The sequence below is a fragment of the Paenibacillus sp. FSL H8-0548 genome, assembly GCF_038630985.1.
Lineage (GTDB): Bacteria > Bacillota > Bacilli > Paenibacillales > Paenibacillaceae > Pristimantibacillus.
Genome location: NZ_CP152049.1, coordinates 920,415 through 939,615, shown reverse-complemented (window position 1 = coordinate 939,615; position 19,201 = coordinate 920,415). Strand labels below are relative to the sequence as shown.

The 19,201-nt window shown below is 48.1% G+C and carries 11 protein-coding genes; 2 read left to right on the top strand and 9 right to left on the bottom strand.

Features of this window, described 5'->3' with window-relative positions:
• Positions 1–172: 172 nt before the first annotated feature.
• Both MHI37_RS03980 and MHI37_RS03975 read left to right on the top strand, forming a co-directional pair.
• Positions 173–697 (top strand): PadR family transcriptional regulator, encoded by a 525-nt coding sequence (locus MHI37_RS03980; RefSeq protein ID WP_076335255.1) that lies wholly within the window; start codon positions 173–175, stop codon positions 695–697.
• Positions 698–1,450: a CPBP family intramembrane glutamic endopeptidase gene (locus tag MHI37_RS03975; RefSeq protein WP_076335254.1), complete on the top strand. Its 753-nt coding sequence runs from the start codon at positions 698–700 to the stop codon at positions 1,448–1,450. It begins immediately after the preceding gene.
• 88 nt (positions 1,451–1,538) lie between these two features.
• Here the strand turns inward: MHI37_RS03975 and MHI37_RS03970 are convergent, their stop codons facing one another.
• From MHI37_RS03970 to MHI37_RS03930, 9 genes are all read right to left on the bottom strand, one after another.
• Positions 1,539–2,480, bottom strand: coding sequence for a hypothetical protein (locus MHI37_RS03970; protein WP_076335253.1), 942 nt, complete (start codon positions 2,478–2,480; stop codon positions 1,539–1,541).
• A gap of 1,118 nt (positions 2,481–3,598) precedes the next feature.
• Positions 3,599–5,137, bottom strand: a complete 1,539-nt coding sequence (gene guaA, locus MHI37_RS03965; protein WP_076335252.1) for a glutamine-hydrolyzing GMP synthase — start codon at positions 5,135–5,137, stop codon at positions 3,599–3,601.
• Positions 5,138–6,048: 911 nt separating this feature from the next.
• Positions 6,049–8,853 (bottom strand): transglutaminase-like domain-containing protein, encoded by a 2,805-nt coding sequence (locus MHI37_RS03960; RefSeq protein ID WP_076335251.1) that lies wholly within the window; start codon positions 8,851–8,853, stop codon positions 6,049–6,051.
• Complete coding sequence (locus MHI37_RS03955) at positions 8,840–10,243, bottom strand: DUF58 domain-containing protein (protein ID WP_076335250.1); 1,404 nt, start codon at positions 10,241–10,243, stop codon at positions 8,840–8,842. The genes MHI37_RS03960 and MHI37_RS03955 overlap by 14 nt, the downstream gene beginning before the upstream one ends.
• Positions 10,240–11,259, bottom strand: a complete 1,020-nt coding sequence (locus tag MHI37_RS03950) for a MoxR family ATPase (RefSeq protein ID WP_076335249.1) — start codon at positions 11,257–11,259, stop codon at positions 10,240–10,242. Before MHI37_RS03950 ends, MHI37_RS03955 begins: the two co-directional genes overlap by 4 nt.
• 89 nt (positions 11,260–11,348) lie before the next feature.
• Positions 11,349–12,671: a polysaccharide deacetylase family protein gene (locus tag MHI37_RS03945; RefSeq protein ID WP_076335248.1), complete on the bottom strand. Its 1,323-nt coding sequence runs from the start codon at positions 12,669–12,671 to the stop codon at positions 11,349–11,351.
• Between the two features lie 121 nt (positions 12,672–12,792).
• Complete coding sequence (locus MHI37_RS03940; RefSeq protein WP_076335247.1) at positions 12,793–13,914, bottom strand: copper amine oxidase N-terminal domain-containing protein; 1,122 nt, start codon at positions 13,912–13,914, stop codon at positions 12,793–12,795.
• Between the two features lie 170 nt (positions 13,915–14,084).
• Positions 14,085–14,522 carry a hypothetical protein gene (locus MHI37_RS03935; protein WP_256709859.1) on the bottom strand — a complete coding sequence of 146 codons (438 nt, stop codon included), beginning with the start codon at positions 14,520–14,522 and terminating at the stop codon, positions 14,085–14,087.
• 96 nt (positions 14,523–14,618) lie between these two features.
• A complete protein-coding gene (locus MHI37_RS03930; protein WP_076335246.1) occupies positions 14,619–17,654 on the bottom strand; it encodes an efflux RND transporter permease subunit in 3,036 nt (1,011 codons plus the stop codon).
• Between the last annotated feature and the right edge of the window lie 1,547 nt (positions 17,655–19,201).

Below are 19,201 nucleotides of genomic sequence, written 5' to 3'. Positions count from 1 at the left end.
ACTTAGGTTTGCCTTAGCAAACCAGCTTCGTAAGCATACACTTAGGTTTGCTTTAGCAAATTATATCAGACCGATTATTCGATTGAAATTATGCTTGACAAACAATTCCAATTCAAATATATTTTATATATCAAATAGATATATCAAATTGATACATACAAGGAGAAATCAAATGATTGAACTCGTCATATTAGGCATGCTGATAGAAGGGAAGATGAGCGGCTACGATATCAAAAAAGTAACTGAGCAAACGGTTGGCATCTTCTACAAAATGAGCTATGGCAGTCTGTATCCGGCACTAAAGCGCCTTGTGCAAAGTGAGTACGTAACGGAGGAAGAAACCAACGATAGCAAGAACAAAAAAATATACAGCATCACCGATGAAGGGCGCAGCCATTTCATACAATGGCTCCGTGAGCCTCTACAGTCGAATAAACGAGAATATCTGATCAAAATCTTTTTTTATGATTATCTCGATGCAGCAGCAAAAAAACAAAATTTAATTGCCTATCAACAAAACATCGCTCACCAAATTTCGCAAATGGAAGCAGTGCAGTCGATTGTGTCCAAAGAGCTCGAGCAGCTTGAGGATAAGGAGCAATATTACTACCGCGTATCCGTCATGCATTATGGGGTGCATTTTTTCAAAATGGAAAATGAATGGCTCAAAAAAATAATTGATAAAGAGGAGCTCTAAATGAACACACCAGACAGCTATATCGTAAAAAGACCACTAGTCGCTATTATTTTAATCGAGCTTATGCTCATCATATTTGTCGCCGGCGGCAGCGCCTACGTATCGATTGCTGAGCTTACCCATCCGCTTGCACCATTTTACGGCTTTATGCCGATTGCTCTATTTCTACTGATTTACCTCACTGTCAAAAAACGATGGAGCACCTTCTATTTCAGCAGCCTCTCCGAGCTCACCAAGCGTCAGTGGCTGGAATATGCTCCACTACTGCTAGTCTTAATTGTTTTAGTCATCGGCAACAATGGCTTTCAGAATGCTTCCTTCTCTTTTTTCGCTTACATGCTGCTCTCTCAGATCTTTTTGGTCGGCTTTGTAGAGGAAACGTTATTCCGGGGGATGATGCTGCGGATTCTTCAGTCAAAAGGAAAAGCATTCGCCATCATCGGCTCCAGCGCATTGTTTGGCATCACTCATGCATTGCAGGCGCTTAGCGGCCAATCGCTTCAGGATACCATTTTGCAAATTGTATATGCATTTATTGTAGGCTTCGTTCTGACCATGCTGGTCGTAAGAAACCGCGCCATTCTGCTTACGATCCTCTTTCACGGCTTGCATAACTTTCTTAACTTTACTGGAAACACGCCGAGCAGCCATCTATACGATTACCTCGTTCTCGCTATTCTCATTGCTCAATTGCTATGGCTGATTTCCTCGTCGAGAAAGAGCTTCGCTGCTGCGAATAGCATCCATGCCTAAATGCAAAAAATACTGCGGCTCCGAATGATCGGCGCTGCAGTATTTTTTCAAAACAATAATGAAAAAGCTAAATGTAGGCATCGCCAGATTATTTGGCTTCTTCTATCCACGTAATACGCTTTGCTTTTGAATCAGATAGCTCTTTTTCCGCAGCACGATGATCCACTTCAAGAGTACTCACTACCGTTCTAAGCTTATGAAGCGCCTCTAATACTTGGTTTTGAGCTTCTTTTATTCGACCTTGCACGAGCCAGTCTGTAATTAAGCCATCGAACCAATAATCGGCCATTTTGAGTGTTCCACTTATGTCGATATGGATGTCTGTCGATCTTTTCAGATCTGTAAGCTCTTTATGAAAATGTTGCAGCTGACGATTCGCATTATGAATAGAGGTTCGCGCATCATCTATATGGCCGTGTTTAATATGCGTGCTTATCAAACCTCCGTTTGCCCACATATCCCAATTTCCCCAGTTCTCCGCTTTTCCCAATTGCTCTGAAGCATAGCTTAATGATGAAATGACACCTCTCCCTGCGGACAATGCTTCTCCAATCTCTTTAAGCAACAAGCTTTTTTCCGAAATTTGTGCTTCCATCTCTTCAAGTTCATAAGCTGCTTTTGGACTATGTCGAAGTGCCTCTTCCTTCTTCAACATTAGCTGATTATAATCGTGGTGTGCAGTGGAGAGCTCCGACAGTCGCTGACCAACCTCAATAAGATCTTCTTTTAGCTCCTTAAGGCTTTGCTTTGCTTCCTGCAGCTTCAGCGTTGCAATTAACTCCTGGTGTCGTTCCAGCTCCAGTTGCTCCTCTTTGCTTCTCAATATCGTATGAAACAAATTTATTAGCGACAACTTCGTAAGCTTCTCAACATCCTCCTGCTCCATCTCCAGCTCAACTTCCAGCTTTACAACGAGCGCTTCCTGCTCTCTCATTCGCTTCTGTAAATCTTCTCGCACCCGTTCAGCTTTGGACAGCTCATACATACGCTCTTTTATTGCTGTGAAACGCTCAAAATCCAGCACAGACATGATAAAGCCCCCTTCAGTCAGCAAAATTGCAGCTCTCAATATATCGTATAACGACTCTCAAGAATAAAAGGTTTCAATTCATTCATGCCGATCTTGATTAGCATGTAAAAATCCGGAAATCTTGCCGGAATCATTGTACTAAATTGATTTTGGACATAAAAAACTCCCTTTCATTTGTTGTATCACACAAATAAAAGAGAGTATTTTTTTAAAGGGCTATATTGAAAAGTTCTTTGTATTAAAACGCCTCAGCACAACTGATTGATCCGTGAATGTCTCCTGTGATATAAATTGCTATATTCATCATCCCTTTTCATTTATATTTCTCCTTCTTGTTTTCCACTTCCCATTTTCAACACGGTAGAACTAATCATCATAACTTTCATAGGAACTTGGTCAATAGTTAGCTCGTCTTCCGAAAAAATCCTTTAAGCATACTATATATTTTTATTAATGTTTTAGAAAAACCTTGAAAGAAGTCACTTATATATTTTTGGACTAGGAACCGTACCAAACTAAAAAATAGTGAAATAAATATTATAAACACAAATAGTTTTATTCCTGTTTCTATAAATTCCATTTAGATATAGCACCTCCTATTCAATGATCATTATAAAATTGACCTTATATCCATGTATTTGCTGAAATAATATTATTGTATATCGTCAACAATCGAGCAGAGTTAAAGTCAACAAAATCCTCAAAATCTGAAATTGATTATTTTAAATAATAAAATCCCATACCAATCTCTGTTCTTTGTTACTACTGCTTCCTCGTAATCATCGATGAACTGATCCGCTGTTAATCAACAACAACATCTTCGTATGAACACATATGTCCACTATAACTTCCACTAATTCCAATAATTATACAATCAAATACGTAATATGTCTCATATATGTTGAATCATGATTAGTCAGTTAACGCTACTTCTTCAATTTAACTCATTAATTTTGGTCATAAAAAAACTCCCTTCCATTTGCTAAATAACGCAAATAAAAGAGAGTAATTTTTTCATCCAATTGTTGCTGGTGTACGTGGAATATCAATGCCATTCATGCTCGAAACCTTTTTGTATCAAGGCTCCCGAGCATTTAACGACAATGATTATCCCCGTCCTATTCCCACTCGATGGTAGCAGGCGGTTTCGAAGTTACATCGTAGACGATACGGTTAACATTGTCTACTTCATTTACGATACGAACGGAAATTTTCTCAAGCACATCCCAAGGAATACGTGCCCAGTCAGCTGTCATACCGTCGATGGAAGTTACTGCGCGGATACCTACAGTGTAGGAATACGTACGAGCATCACCCATAACGCCTACGCTCTTCATGTTCGGAAGCGCAGTGAAGTATTGCCAAATTTCACGATCAAGACCTGCTTTTGCGATTTCATCGCGCAGAATGGCATCGGACTCACGCACGATATGAAGCTTGTCCTCTGTCACTTCGCCAAGAACACGGATTGCAAGACCTGGACCCGGGAATGGCTGACGCCATACGATCGCTTCTGGAAGACCGCACTCCTCGCCCACCTTACGAACCTCATCCTTGAACAACGCTTTAAGAGGCTCAACTAGCTTGAACTTAATATCCTCCGGCAAGCCGCCAACGTTGTGATGAGATTTGATCGTTTGTGCAGTTGCTGTACCACTCTCTACGATGTCCGTGTAAAGTGTGCCTTGCGCCAAAAATTCAAAGTTTTCCAATTTATCGGATTCTTCTTGGAAGGTGTAAATAAATTCGTTGCCGATAATTTTACGTTTTTGCTCTGGATCTTCTACGCCCTTCAGCTTGCTGAGGAAACGCTCCTGCGCATCGATTTTGATTACTTTCATATCGAATTTGCCTACGAAGGTTTCCATTACGCCTTCAGCTTCGCCTTTGCGGAGCATGCCGTGGTCGATAAACATACAAGTGAGCTGATCGCCAATCGCTTTATGAAGAAGTATAGCTACAACGGAAGAATCAACGCCGCCGGAAAGCGCACATAGTACCTTCTTGTCGCCTACTTCGTTGCGAATATCACGAATAGCATCCTCAATAAACGATTCCATCGTCCAGTTGCCATCACAATCGCAAATGTTGTAAAGGAAGTTGCGGATTATCTCGTTACCGAACTCCGAATGACGAACCTCAGGATGGAATTGAACAGCATAGAACTGACGATCTGCATTGCTCATTGCTGCAACAGGCGCATGCTCCGTAAATGCATCAATTTGGAAGCCCTCTGGTAGCTCCACAACGTGGTCGCCATGGCTCATCCAGACTGTTTGAATTTTATCTAGACCAAAACCGATCCGCGAGCCTTCTGCAAATTCAACCTCTGCTTTACCGTATTCACGCTTGCCCGCACGCTCAACCTTGCCTTTAAGCTGATGAGACATCAGCTGCATGCCGTAGCAAATACCGAAAATTGGAATGTTTAAATCGTAAATCGCCGGGTCCACCATCGGTGAATTTTCTTCATAAACGCTAGCAGGTCCTCCCGAGAATACAATACCCTTCGGCTGTAGTTCACGGATTTTTTCTACCGGTGTATTGTAAGGCAACAGCTCGCTGTATACGCCCAAATCACGAATACGGCGTGCAATTAGTTGGTTATATTGTCCTCCAAAATCAAGAACAACGATGATTTCATTTTGCTTAGTCATTACCGAGCCTCCCTCAAATTATGTAGTAATTATATATAAGGCTCTTTGAACGAGTCAAGGCGAATCGGCATGACCTTTCAGTGAACAGCCTTTTTTCTAAAATAAATAGTGGGAATTCAGCTGGAGCAATACCCTCGAAGGCTTGAATTAGGAGGCAAACTCGGCTCTGCTCCATCAAGCCTAGCCAAAACCTACAACTAATCGAGCCTCGTTACTTTTGCTGGTCACAGGCGTGAAGAAAAAGCCGCGCTTAACGCTAGCCTAAGCTCTTTAGCTGTATTGTACATGCGCAGGATAGAAGCCCATTTCGAGCTAGTTGCAGCGGCTATCCTGCACTCGGTACAACATAGAGGCGGGTTTCAGTGCCTAAGCACCTTCAAAACCAGCATTCTAATGCAAATGTGCAGGATAGGCTCGCTTTTCCCTCTGAATTCAGGCAAGTTAGTGCTAATGTGCAACATAGCATCATTGCACCGCTCGAACGAAGCTCTCGGCACGGATTCAGCACATAGGACAAGAACTGGTTACTCGAAACACTTCGACGCTAAAACAGCTTTTGGCACAACAGCCACATACTGCGCACTGCACAAAATCTCCTTTGACGCCAGTAAGCACACCATTAAATACTACAATACACCTATAGTACTTCTAGCCACTCTTCTATATTGTACATGCGCAGGATAGAAGCCCATTTCGAGCTAGCTGCAGCGGCTATCCTGCACTCGGTACAACATAGAGGCGGGTTTCAGTGCCTAAGCATCTTCAAAACCAACATTCTAATGCAAATGTGCAGGATAGGCTCACCTTTCCCTCTGAATTGAGGCTAGTTACTGCTAATGTGCAACATAGCTGCCTCGTAAGCGGTATTCGGTGTATCAGCAGCATAACGATCCACGTAGCGGCGAATTAGCTTATTTAGGTGATTTGACCGCTGAGACAGGAGCATGAACTTTACGAGCTGGACGCTTGTCCAGCACGCGCAGCACCGTGCGCAGCGCAGCTGGTGTTGGCGCGCCGGGCCACGCTCCTGGAGCGGCGAACTGCGCTTCCTCGATCCAGCTCGTAAGCTGGCGGAGCGCATCCTGCTGCTCCGCCGCGAGCGCCGGTTCGGCGGCGCTTGCGTATTCACGCGCAGTTTGCCCCTGCGCGTGGCCGCCGAGCCGGCGGATCAGCAGCGGCGCATGTGCAGCCGCGACGCTGATAAAGCTGGCGCGCAGGCGTCCCTCGCCGCCGCGCGGAGCCTTGCGCAAGCGCGCGTTTGCCGCTTGCGCTGCTCTTGATTCCGTCACAGGTTCTTGTGACGGATAGGGCGCGGCTGCGCCGGCGAGCTTCGCGATGCCGGCGTAGGCCGCGCCATAGCGTCGCAGCGCCAGCGAAAGGCGAAGCCGCTGGTGCTGCGACGCAGCAATGGCCGCAGCCGCGAGCGCTAGCGCGGCTGCGCCAGCAGCTACAGCAGCGGCAGGCGATGCCGCCGCTGCGCTCTTAGCGCCGCGCGCGAGGGCATCTGCCCCTCGTGCGGCTGTCGCCTCAAACCAAGCAGTAAGGCGCGCTAAGCTCGCCTCTCCTAATCCAAATAGCTCGCTGCCCGCGCCGCTCGCAAGTGCTGCTCCCATTGCGGGAGCAGCGAGCGTGCCGCCTGCTGAACCGGCGGCCGCTACATTCACGCCGCCGCCAAAGCCCGGCGTAGGATCAAAGGGCACCCAGCCTGCGCCTGGGAAATAAACTTCAACCCAGGCATGCGCATCTGAGCCCTTAACCTCATAAATCACCTGATTATTGTTAGCTGCTGCTTCATCTGTCTGACCCGTGCTTAGCGCATCACTCTTAGCCGTCTCCCTACCAGCGCCTCCAGCGACTAGCTCATCACTACCGGTTCTCTCATCGCTTAGCGCAGCACTCTCAGCTCTCTCCCCACCGGCGCCGCCAGCACCACTTCCAGTCTCCTCAGCACCCAAAGAGCCCTCTCCCACCGGTGTTCCCGTTGTGAAGCCTTTGACCCATCTGGCTGGTATGCCTTGGGAGCGCAGCAGCACGACCATTGCCGTTGAGAAATGCACACAATAGCCCATTCGCTGCTCGAAGAGGAAATTATCAACAAAATCGCTGCCTTCCGGAGGAAGCGCGCTGCCATCTAATGTGTAGGTGTAGCTTTCTTTCAAAAAATCTTCGATCGCCTTCACCTGATCATAACGACTCGTTACACCGCCGCCAGCGACCTCTGCGGCGAGTGCCACAACTCGGCTAGGAAGCGATGATGGCAGTTGCAAATAAGACTCCAGCTCCGCCGATGTTTCTGTCTGAGCATCTGTAGACGCCGAATCTGCAGCATCGGCCAGCTCTCCGTTTGATAAAGCACGCAATTGCGCAGCATCCGTTACTGCAAGCACGCTCTCTACCGTGTAGCGCTCCACCTTCGCTTTATTCGATTGTGCATATAACGAGCTATTTTCAGCGTTGTATACGTAACTCTCCAGCTTGCGCCGAGGATCAGCAGCCGTAAGCTCAGTTACGCGGCCGAACAGACCCGATGCCATAAGCGGCATCCCTGCTGCCGGGTCTGTCCATACGACAGTTTGCTGAACTACTGGGCCTAGCTTTTCTGTTCCAGCATCAGTTGCTGCCTTAGCAGAAGCAGCCACATCAGAGCCACGTACAGGCAGAAGTACAGAGCTGCCAGCCGTATCGCTCCAGCCATGTCCATCATACAAACGCTTCGACTCGCCTCGCCAGTATGCTTTTACAGAAGAGGTACCCGTAAATAATACTTTGTTATCCTTCTGAACAGGAGCACCCAGCTTGCTGTCATCAAACCCGTAGCCTGTAAAAGCACCCCCGAACTGATCAAAGCTCGTTTGTCCCATAACCGTAATGGAGCCCTGCTGCTGGCCAAGTGAGCTTACCGCTTGCTCTAAGCGTTCATTAAAGGTCGTTGTCCAGCCCACTGGCTGCATCGAAGCCTCGCGGCCACTCGCAAATAGCAGCCCGCAGCCAAGAATCGTCAGCATGACGAAGGCCGAACCCGACAGCCAGCCCATATCCAGCCCCTTCAGCTTGCCAATTCCAGTCTCTATCATCCGCTGAACACGCGGAACCGTTACAACAGCACCGAGCAGCAGCCCCTCGGCAACCGTTCTAATTAGGCCGCCCATAACATCGAAGCCAAGCCACGCATGCAGCGTTAATAAATAAACAAGCGTTAAGCTTGCAATGCCTAGGGCAGTCTGGCGCATCCAGAGCAGCGCCTGCAGAGCTGGAGCCAGCATCGCCCAGCCGACAAACAGCAGCAGCGTACGAAGCTCGCCTGACATAGCCCATAAGCCATTTTCCACGAGCAGCAAGAAATGCTCCTTCAGCATAGTCGGAAATTCAATCAGCCATTGCAGCCCGCCCTGATCATTCCCTTTGTAGAGCCACATCAAGCTCAAAATACACAATAAAATATTCATCGGAAGCGTAACAGCGAGCGGCAATCGAAACAACCCCGCCAGCAGTACGAAACCAATGACTATGAGCAGCGGCTCAGGATTGTAGATCACTGCCCAAGCGCCCGCATTCACCCATGGAAGCAGCCATTCTGCAAGCAATCCGAATAACAGCAGGCTTGTAATTAATCGATAGCTGAATGCTTCCTCCGCCGCTGCTTCGCGCGGCAGCAGCCCCTCATCCTGCAGCCCCTTGCCATTTCTTCCAGCAACGTCGCCTTTATGCAAGCTCATAGAACTCTCCTCCTTCCTCTGCGTAAGGAAGAATGTTCATGCTTGCAGGAACAGGCAGCCACGTTACTTTGACTCCGCCGCTCTCCAGCCACTTCTGCTGCTCGCGCATAGCGAAGGTAGGCACGGTGCTGCGCGTCACGATAAAGAGCTCCAGCCTGCAGCCTTGCTCAGCAGCATAGCCTGCCAGCTCGCCCCAGCTCCGGCCGCCTCTCCAATCGGCCGTAAACACGAGAATTGTACAGCCGCGGGCAAGTGAGCTTTCCCCTTTAGCCAAGCTGCCTGCCAGCGATCCTCGGCCATCCGCCCGGAGAAGAGCCATCGCATGCAGCATTTCTGCCAAGCGAGAATGTGAGTCCTCCTCTGTCGATTCCAATGCCGTATGCCCTTGTCCAAGCAGCAGCGTTACACCATTTCCAAGCATCGCTGCCTGTGAAACAGCCAGTGCCGCCCAGCCCACACAAGCATCAAAGAGCCTGTCATCCTGATCGTAAGCAGATGCCAGCGTATCGACTGCTATGCACGTCTTAACAGGCTGTTCAAGCGAATGCAATTTCGTTTGCAAACCGCGTCCCTTGGCTGCGCTTCTCCAATCCAAATGACGCAGTGAGTCTCCCTCGCGGTACGGACGGCTCTCCGGACCTATTCCAGCAGCCCTCACCGCGGCCCGAATTTCTGCGCGCCCTGCTTCACCACGAGATTCACGAGCCTCGCTAGTCATCTTGGAATAGAGGGCAAACGAGCCCGCTTCGCTTGATTTTTCCTCTTGCAGCGACCCCTGATCCTGAGACAGGCCCGGCAGCACCACAAACTCTGCCTTGCAAGCAATTCGCTGCTGAATAGCTGTCAGGCCAAGCCAATCGCCAAGCGTGACGGATACATGCTCGAAGGGATGATGGCCGCGGCGCAAATGGTATAGCGTATAGTGAAAGGTTGCTTCCTTGCGCAGCATAGGCACCAGCACTGATCTTGCACGCAAGCCTTGACGAGAGACCGAGCTTATGTTCGTCGTTTGATCGCTGATCGCAATCCATACGAAGGGAATTAGAAAGGATCGTTTGATCGTGAGCCGAATAGCAACCTTTCCGCCTTCGCTTGTTGTCGCTTGTGACAGCCCCCTCACGGCAGTAATACCTGAGGCTGCCAGAATCGGGGCTGCTCCGCTAACCACAATGATCATGCTGAGTACAGCAGTCATAAACCATTCTACTGCCTCGCCCCGCACCATTACCGCTGCTACGCTTCCAATCCAGCCCGCGACAATGACTCCCCAAGCGAGCCATCTCGTACGATATTCGTCACTCGAGGACTCCTGCCCGAATCGTAATAATTCGGCAGCTCCTTCCTGTACCGCATCATTCTTGAATTCTTCCTCATTTCCAAAAAAATTCATCGGCGCTTCCCGCTTCCTGCGGCAGCCGGCAGCTTGCATTCGCGAATGATCCGCTTTATAACAGAAGCTGTATCCGCTCCTGAAGCAGCAGCATTAAAGCGAAGCGACAATCGATGCGGCAGCACAGCATCAGCCGTCGCCAGCAAATCATCAGGAACCGCATAGCCGCGGCCTTCCATGTAGGCATTTGCCTGCGAAGCGCGCAGCCAATCCCGTAGTGCCCTTGGACTTAGTCCCAGCATGACCTCAGGTGCCCGGCGAGTCGCATCGGCGACCTGCACCATATATTCAAGCAGCGCAGGATGCATATGCGTCTGACGCGCCTCTGCCTGCATTTGCAGCCATTCCTCTGTTGCAATGACCGGACGAAGCCGATCCGGCTCGATCCGATTGCCGTCGGCATACTGCTCCAGCATTCGTTTCTCTTCCGCCGATCCCGGGTAACCGATCGTCAGCCGCATCATAAACCGATCCAGCTGCGCTTCAGGCAGCGTATTCGTCCCTTCAAAGCTGAGCGGATTTTGTGTTGCAATGAGCATGAACGGTACGGGCAGCTTGCGCGTTTTCCCCTCGACCGTGACCCGTCTTTCCTCCATCGCTTCAAGAAGCGCTGACTGCGTGCGCGGCGAGGTGCGGTTGATCTCGTCAGCCAGCACTACATTGCCCATTATCGGACCAGGCCGATACACAAGCTCGCTCGAACGTGTATCCAGCACGACTCCGCCAACAATATCGGCTGGCAGCATATCAGAGGTAAACTGAATTCTTTTGAAATCACCGCCGACCGCCCTTGCAAAAGCTTGTGCAAGCAGCGTCTTGCCAACACCCGGCACATCCTCAAGCAGCACATGACCACCGGCAAGCAGCGCTGTTAACGTATTTCTGATCACCTGCTGCTTCCCTAGCAATACACTCTCTACCTTCACTAGCAGCCGATGAAGCAGCACCTGCGGAGCTTCCGGCCAATGACTATAGCGTTCCTCTTTGGTATCCTCTGAAAATTGGGGAGAAATCATCGTATAAATCGCCTCCTGAAAAATAAATCTATCTATTTTTCAGTTTCCCCAGCTTTCTCTCTATTTAGACCTGCTAGAGGCAGTTAGCTTTACTCTGTCAACCAAATTTCTCGCTGCTGATCGTTATAGATATAGCTTGCAATACCGATTCCGAACTTTTGCAGCGTTTCGCGCACCGGCACAGCCGTCAGCTCCGGCTGCTCTGCGAATGTTTTCCCCGCCTCACTTGACAGCAACAGCACTTGGCTGCCATTATAATATGCTTCTAAAACGCCAGCCTCCGCATTAAATTCAGCGGTGCCGCCAACCCACTCCGACAGCTTCAGCAGCGGCGCTTCAATAGAACCATTTTTCAAGCCGTATTCTCCCGCCTTGAGCGCCAACGTTTCCTCTCCCCGGTGCAAAATCAAGCTAGGCGCGTTCTTCTCCGCATGTGCGAGCTGGCTCGTTCGAGCAAGCTTCTCTGAGAATTGATATAACTCTTTCCTCTCCTGCTTTGTCACCTGCTTCCTGCTCCACTTTAGCTTCTCAGCGGGCTTGAACTGAATAGGTGCTACCTGCTCCGTAAGCGGTGCAAATACATAGCCCTTGCTCTTGTAATACTTAATAATCTCGGGCAGCGCCTTAACCGACTCCGCATGTCCTTTGCCATCATGAAGCAGCACGTTCAAATTGTTGGTTAGCTTTGACCCTTTTATTGTCGTCAAAATCTCTGCAGCAGGTACGCCTTGCCGCTTCGAATCCCCACTATCCACATTCCAATCATGCACAAGGTAGCCGGCCTCTGCCATCGCATCAAAGTAGCCTTGGTCAAAATTGGTGTACGTTCCGCCTGGGGCACGAAACAGCGTCGTTCTAACGCCCGTTGTATCGTAAATGGCCTGGTCTGTTTTCATGACCTGCTCAGCGAATTCAGCAAAGCTCCCATATAAACGATCATATTTATGATTAAACGTATGATTGCCGATTGCGTGTCCTTCCTCTATCAATCGTTTAGCGAGTTCCGGCTGCTTCAGCACCTGCTCCCCTAATACAAAAAAAGTCGCAGAAATGCCTTCCTGCTTCAAAATATCCAGCACCTGCTTCGTATTTTCACTTGGACCATCATCTAAGGTTAAATATAATATTTTCTGATTGGTCTGCTGCGGCGCTGATGCTGCTTTATCATTCTGAGGGGGGATCGCCGGTTTAGCGGGTTCCTTTCCCTCCACTGGTTCATTGGATTTATAGGATGCCGTCACGATAGGAAGCGGCTTTGTATCATAGATAGCAGATGCCGACTCACCTGCGCTTGCCTGTACGACCTCCCGCTCCCTCACAGCTTCGCCTTTATGAAGCGCAATGCTTCCGGGCTCAAACAAGCCAAACCATACCACCATCGCACATATTGCCGCCTGCATCATACGTCTCATACACGCTGCCACCCTTCTCTACCTCGAATAGAAAAACTCCTTCATTCTGATAGATTATATGAGAAGCGTCTCTAGTAAATGACTAAGCCATATAATTTAGCCCAGCCTATCTAGCCTTTTGTTAAGCAGAAATTTTATAGCTGTAGGTTGTTTGGTCTCTATCGAATGGAATATTATTTTTGAAATACAGCATATCACCCTCACGCTTAATCAATTTCAGAAAATCACCACGATAAGGGCTATCGTTAAACTCTGCGTATTCTTGATACTTTGCATCAAACAATTCCTTATAAAGAACCGTGCTTGTGCCCGCAGCTCTATCTATTAGCTTAAGTATTCCACTTTTGTTAGCGCGCAGCAGGAATACATCCTTATCGAAATATTCGATAAAATAATCGTCCTCTTCACCGCCGAGCTGAACTAAATCAATGGTTTCCATCACATTTCCAGTACCATCCTCGATAATCTTCAACGTATTACCGTCATTCAACAGAAGCTGGCCCTCCGCCCTTGTAACATTGGTTTCGAAACGATTCCAATATTTCACGCTTGCCTGACTTATTACGTTACCGTCTTTTATGACTAGGGTGAACAATTGATTGCCAAAATGAGGCTCGCCATAGTTGTCGTGTAAGCTCAGCACCAGCAATCCACCTGGCGTTTTTTCAACGCTGAATGTGAGAAACTCATTAATGGGAGTGCCCAGATTTGCGAGCTCGCGTTGAACGCCTTTGCCGTCCGTCACATAGAGAATACCGCTTTTTCCTGCTACAGTGTATTTCAGTCCCTCATGGACAAAATCATATTTCTTGTAGCTTTGCAGTTGGTCAGCCTTTAGAGTGTGGGTACGAGCGTCCCACGATACATTTCCTCCGCCCAGCGCAAGTACTACAAACCGGGCTGGCAAATAAAGCTCTTCTTTGAAAATGAATGGCGCACCCTGCAGATTGACCACCTTCCCATCCAGCATACCTGTCAGGCTGCCTACACGGACAGCGAATGATTTCTTCCAGCCATTGAATTGAGCCCTCTTACCCGAGGAGTCCCAGCTATGCTCAATTTGCGAGTATTGTATTACATGCGTTATTGGTACGAATGTAACTCCGTTTTTTATGAGGGCTATACCGGAATAGCTTCCTCGCTCCCCCCAGCTGAAATCATATTTCGCCTGGGCCGCTGCATCTGCCGTGTTCGGAACTATAAGCGCTAATGCAATTATTATAGCTGCTATGATCTGCTTCATTTACAGTACCTCCTCCATCGTCCATTCAACTGTAATTCTAACTTCAACAACGTTTTTTATGATGGAAAAGTTTCAATAATTTAACATTTATTCCTCAACCAATCCCAGCACAGCTCAGTTAAAAGAGCAAAAGCAGCCCGTCCTCATATGAGCATCAAGCTGCTTTCCCCTTATTTTCTCTTCAAATTATTTTGCAATAATAAAAAAACTATAATCAATAAGAAGCTTCCGAACATGTAAGCCAAAATCGGTTTCCATCTAATGATTTCACCTGGATACTTTCCATCGTAATCCACTCTGATAAACTTGCCATCACTGTTTTTTACAGCGATGGCCTTAGCCGCTTCCAAATCTTTTATTTGGTAGTAAGTCGTCCCCTTCGGAAAATAATTCGAGAAATTTCCCCGATAGGTGCCTTCCTCATCTGAATATTTGGTAACCTTGCCTATTTGCGAGCCTACTCTATCTTGTTCAACCTCTGTATCTGTAACGCTATAGCTGTTCCCATTAAATACAACAAATGACTTTGCCCAATCCGCATAAGTCGGCGTAATCACAAGCGTAAATCCGATTAAAAAAACGAACATCATGCTCATTATTGTTTTCAAACCTCCACCCCCTTCACAGAATGGACTTATTCTTATCCAATAATGTTGCATGTAAATCAGATTTACGCTAGCAAATATTTCGCTGCCATTCGTTTGCTAAGCTGCAGCATCCAAGCTGCTGCCACCGCTAAGTCGCTGCTGCTTCGCACGCTTGAAATAGAGCAGCTCATACATGACCGGCACAACAACTAAGGTAAGCAGTGTTGAGCTGGCCAAGCCGCCAATAACGACGACCGCAAGCCCGCTTGAAATCACACTACCGCCGCCTAAACCAATCGCCAGCGGCATAAGTGCGCAAATGGTAGCAATCGCAGTCATAAGAATCGGACGCAGTCTCGTTCCTCCCGCTTCAATAAGCGCCTCGCGAATCGTCATCCCATGCTCAATTTGCTGCTGGACTCGCTCGATCAGCACGATCGCATTCGTCACAACGATTCCGATCAGCATTAGGAAGCCAATCATACTCGAAACCGAAATCGGCTCGCCCACTGCCATCGTCCCTACTAAGCCGCCAATCAAAGCAAATGGCAAGGAGAACAAGACGGCGAGCGGTGCTCTTCCTTCTCTGAATGCAATAACCATTACGATGTAAACCATCCCTACGGCAACAAGCATCGCCATCAACATATCCTGCATCATCGTTTGAACGTCCTCATCGCTGCCGCCAAGCGAGTAGCTCACACCTGCCGGCAATACAAGCTCCTTAAGCGACTTCTCTAAAGCTTGATTTACCTTGCTAATGCTTTTATCTGTAATTAGAGCTGAGACGGTAGCATATTCCACTCCATTCTTATATTGAAGCGTATTAGGAAGCTGCACCTCCTTGACGTCGGCAATATCCTTCACCAGAATAGCCTCGCCAAGCGGTGATTGAAGCTTCAAATTGCCAATATCACTCGTTGAGGCTACAGATATACCGCTTAAAGCTAAGTAAAGCTCACTTGCATTCGAGCCGTCTCCAATCAGACCCACCTTCATTTCTGTCAAAAACGGCCGCAGCATGAAGGAAGCCTGCGCAGCTGACAGTCCATACTTATTCGCATCCTGCTGGCGAACCTCGATCGCGATTCCTTTTGTTCCATCCTGCAAATTGTTGCTTACGTTATCCGTTCCTTTCAGCTCACGAACAGCTGTTGTAATTTGCTCCGTTGCACTGCGAACCGCTTCCGTTGTAGAGCCGGTTACCGTTATCGCAATGCTGCCGCCGCCACCCATTTCATCTTTGATCAAGCTAAACTCACTGTCCGCAGGCACAGCTGCCTCTGCTCCTATTTCGTCAATGAAGGCATCCATATCTGCTTCTGCATTAAAGCCAATAAACCAATCTACTTTATTCGTTGCTTCCATGCCGCCTCCGAAGACGCCGCCTATCGTAACATTCGTATTCTCAACATCCTTATGCTCCCGAATGATCGCATCCAGACGATCGGCTTCTACTTCTAGCGTATCCAAGCTAGTTCCTTTGGGCATTTCCAGCGTGGCGAACATATATTTATATTCAGACTCCGGGAGTAAAATAACGTCAACCTTGCCCGCAATGATCGGTACAAGACTTCCGAAAAATAACAGAAACGATACGACCAGTACGATCGTTTTGTGCCCCAGCGACCATTGCAGCACCCGCTTATAGCCGCGGCTCATGGAAGATTCCTTAGGCTCTGTAAGCTTTGCATTTCTCATCAGTGCCCATGCCATGAGCGGCACTACCGTAAGCGCAACAAGCAGCGAGGACAGCAGTGCAAATCCAACGGTCCAAGCGAACGGACGGAAATAGCCTCCGATCATCCCTTGAAGCAAGCCGAGCGGTGCAAAAACAGCTACCGTCGTGATGGTGGAGGAGGTAATCGCTCTCCCTACCTCAGCCGTTGCCGAAAGAATCAAATCCTTCGTTATTTTCTCGCCTCTCATCCTTCGCACAATATTTTCAATAACGACAATACTGTCATCCACGACTCGCCCTGTTGCAACGGCCAAGCCGCCAAGCGTCATAATATTCAACGTCACATCCGTAAAATATTTCAAGCAAATCATCGCGATCAGCATCGAGAGCGGAATCGATACGATAGCTATGAGCGTAGCCCGGAAGTTCCGCAGGAAGAACAAAATCAGAATCGAGGCGAACAAGGCGCCAAGCGCACCTTCTCGTGCAAGAGTATTTACTGATTCCTTCACGTCCGTCGCACGGTTATACATGATGAGTGATTTAATTTGCCCATCCTTCTCGGCATCCTTAAATACTTGCTGCACCTTGTCAGATACTTCTACCGTATTCGCATCGCTTGACTTCACAATGTCCAACGATACGCTTGCTCTCCCATTGGTTCGATTAATGACACTAAGCGCCTTCCCCTGTGAAATCTCGGCAATGTCGGTCAATTTCACATCTCCGGCTGGCGTCAGGCTCCATGCTTTTAGCTGCTCAATCGAACGAAGATCACCTTGAACGAACACCGGCAGCTTCGTCGAGTTGATCGTTGCCTCGCCCAGCGGCACACTTAAATTATTGGCTTGCAGCCCTGCCAAAATCTGATCGTATGTGATGCCTTTATCGGCCATCTTTTGTGCATCAAGCTGTATGTATACACCTGTATCCTTCAGGCCGGTAACTCGAACATCGCTTACACCTTCTATTGCTTGTAAATCTGTAAGCAGCGAATTTTGGACGATGGCCGTTAATTGCTCCTCGGTCACTCCCTCTTCTGCAGCTACGCTCGTGTACATAATAGGCTGATTAGTCGTTGAGAAATATTGAACCTCCGGCTTTGCAACACTCTCCGGCAGGGACGCTTCTCCAATTGCCTGAGTAACCTCCGCTTGCTTCTTCTTCATATCATCGCTGTAGCTGAATTCCAGCTGCAGCATCGATACGCTGTTAGCGGATTGGGACGTAATGCTTTTGACACCTTCCAAATTGCGCAATACCTTCTCAAGCGGCATTGTAACCTGATTCATCACTTCATTTGGCGCCGCACCTGGATATACCGCTGCAACCATAATGCCTGGAAATGCAATCTCCGGCTGCTGCTCCTGCTTAAAGCCCAACGTCGCATACACACCGCTTGCTGCGATCAAAATGACTAACAAAATAATCGCGACCGGATTTCGCAGTGAAAAGCTCGTAAAAAATTTCATTTTTGTTCTCTCCATTTCCTATTCCAATTTAAATGGTTTACTTGTTTATTTTTTCCATTAATTAACCTACGAGTTTTATTGTAATGGCTAAAGGAGCTCCGCATAATGGTCTGCAGCCTGTAGTTAAAGCTAGACTTAAGTCGTATAGCCTATACGACCTTAGACAAGAAGACAGCTTCACAGACGAGTGAGCGACCTCGAAACATCACCATAAGCACGCATGCGTGCTTATTCCGTCAAAGTAACCTGGATTTGCTGCTCATAAGAACACATAGGGGCTTATTGAGCCCCTTCTGCGTATGAGAGACCTCGAAACATCACCATAAGCACGCATGCGGTCTATCGCGTCAAAGTAACCTGAATTAGCTGCTCATAAGAACACATAGGGGCTTATTGAGCCCCTTCGGCGTTTGTGCAACCTCGAAATATCACCATAAGCACGCATGCGGGCTTATGGCGTCAAAGTAACTCGAATTTGCTGTTCATAAGCACACATAGGGGCTTATTGAGCCCATTCGGCGTATGAGAGACCTCGAAAAATCACCATAAGCACGCATGCGGGCTTATCGCGTCAAAGTAACCTGAATTAGCTGCTCATAAGCACACATAGGGGCTTATTGAGCCCATTCGGCGTGTGAGAGACCCCGAAATATCACGATAAGCACGCATGCGTGCTTATCGCGTCAAAGTAACTCGAATTTGCTGTTCATAAGAACACATAGGGGCTTATTGAGCCCATTCGGCGTGTGAGAGACCCCGAAATATCACGATAAGCACGCATGCGTGCTTATCGCGTCAAAGTAACTCGAATTTGCTGTTCATAAGAACACATAGGGGCTTATTGAGCCCATTCGGCGTGTGAGAGACCCCGAAATATCACGATAAGCACGCATGCGTTCTTATCGCGTCAAAGTAACTCGAATTTGCTGTTCATAAGAACGCATAGGGGCTTATTGAGCACATTCGGCGTTTGTGCAACCTCGAAATATCACGATAAGCACGCATGCGTGCTTATCGCGTCAAAGTAACTCGAATTTGCTGTTCATAAGCACACATAGGTGCTTATTGAGCCCATTCGGCGTGTGAGCCGCGTGGAAAAACCACCATAAGCACGCATGCGTGCTTATCGCATCATAGCAACCTGAATTTGCTGCTCATAAGAACACATAGGGGCTTATTGAGCCCATTCGGCGTGTGAGAGACCCCGAAATATCACGATAAGCACGCATGCGTTCTTATCGCGTCAAAGTAACTCGAATTTGCTGTTCATAAGAACGCATAGGGGCTTATTGAGCACATTCGGCGTTTGTGCAACCTCGAAATATCACGATAAGCACGCATGCGTGCTTATCGCGTCAAAGTAACTCGAATTTGCTGTTCATAAGCACACATAGGTGCTTATTGAGCCCATTCGGCGTGTGAGCCGCGTGGAAAAACCACCATAAGCACGCATGCGTGCTTATCGCATCATAGCAACCTGAATTTGCTGCTCATAAGAACACATAGGGACTTATTGAGCCCATTCGGCGTGTGAGAGACCCCGAAAT